The organism is Halorubrum sp. SS7 (assembly GCF_005435055.1).
In the GTDB taxonomy this organism is placed as follows: Archaea; Halobacteriota; Halobacteria; order Halobacteriales; family Haloferacaceae; genus Halorubrum; species Halorubrum salinarum.
Genome location: NZ_SGXV01000068.1, coordinates 835 through 2073, shown reverse-complemented (window position 1 = coordinate 2073; position 1239 = coordinate 835). Strand labels below are relative to the sequence as shown.

At 58.6% G+C, this 1239-nt stretch carries 2 protein-coding genes; both read right to left on the bottom strand.

Going from position 1 to position 1239, the window contains the following annotated elements:
• Positions 1-187: 187 nt before the first annotated feature.
• Positions 188-769, bottom strand: coding sequence for an HNH endonuclease (locus EXE44_RS16540; protein ID WP_137706793.1), 582 nt, complete (start codon positions 767-769; stop codon positions 188-190).
• A 3-nt stretch (positions 770-772) separates the two neighbouring features.
• Positions 773-1003, bottom strand: coding sequence for a hypothetical protein (locus tag EXE44_RS16535; RefSeq protein ID WP_137695075.1), 231 nt, complete (start codon positions 1001-1003; stop codon positions 773-775).
• Between the last annotated feature and the right edge of the window lie 236 nt (positions 1004-1239).

The window sequence follows — 1239 nt, the reverse complement described above, 5'->3', positions numbered from 1 at the left end:
GCAGGAGACTGAACAGAACCGGGCCGATCCGAGTCGCGACGGTGGTACCTCGAACTCCGCAGAGCACTGTTCGCAGGTGACCATCCGCTCATCAGATCGCCACGGGTAATCCGTGCTTCCGTGGGACCGTCGGTAGTGGACCTTAAGAGCGCGTTCGGAGTCGTATCCCGAGCTACAGTCGGGGCACTCAGTCGTCGCCATCGTCGCAGGCGGTCTCGCGGAGTTCTTGGAGCAGTTCTGAGTTCGTCTCGTGTAGCTTGCTCATCGTGCTGTGCGCCTCCTTGTGGCACCGGAGACAGAGCGTGATGAGGTTCGCCAACGCATCGGGGCCACCGGCTGCCCTCGGGATGAGGTGGTGGACTTCGGCGCTCCTTTGGCTCGATCGGTTTTCGGACTCGACCGCGCAGCCGCACCGTTGACAGGTGTGGTCGTCGCGGTCCAAGACACGTTCTCGTATCTTTGAGACGCCACCTTTCCAGTTCGGATGATCCTCCCCGCTGGCGAACTCGTCGTTTGCGCTCCTCTTTTTCATCTGGCAGGACGTGGAGCAGTATTTTGACCCAGACGCCTGTGTTGGGCGTCTCTGGTACTCCTCGCCGCACCAGTCGCAGGTCAGCGTCACTACACCATCTATTTTTGCTGCGTTCCAGGGGTATTCGCCGCGCTCCCCGTGGATCTGTGAGTGGTGTTGTTTGAGCCCCGAGTGCGTCTCGAACCTGCGGGAGCAGGCAGGACACTCGAACTGGCCAGTATCGGTTTTTACACCCATACTTCAGGTTTTGCGCGGGTCTGCCCTCTGCTCGTAGACCCCCGTATCCAGCAAGTTCTGGATGTGGTCGTGTTCCGAGAGGCGCTTCATCCGCCGGTTGACGTACTGGCGTGACACATCGGTCCCTTGCTTTTCTAAGAGCTTCTTCACCAGCGTTGGTGTCGCCCGGCCGTCGGCCAGCACGTCCAATATCTGGTGATCCAACTCGTTCAAATCCTCCTCGGTGAGCGTCATTGCCGTGGTGTTGCTGTCCACCATTTACAACAGTACCGTCTTTCGCCAACCACTTAGTTTCTTTTGTCACCTGCTGATAGGTGTTGCTAATAGCAACTACTAAGTGATTGGGGGATAGACTGTTGGGTAAGCACGGGTGCCTCACAGAAAGTGAGGCCGGTGTTAGAGCACCGACCCCGTGCTGGCTGAACCAGCATGTCCACGAAGACGACCGCCCGACTTGAAGACTCGGGCAC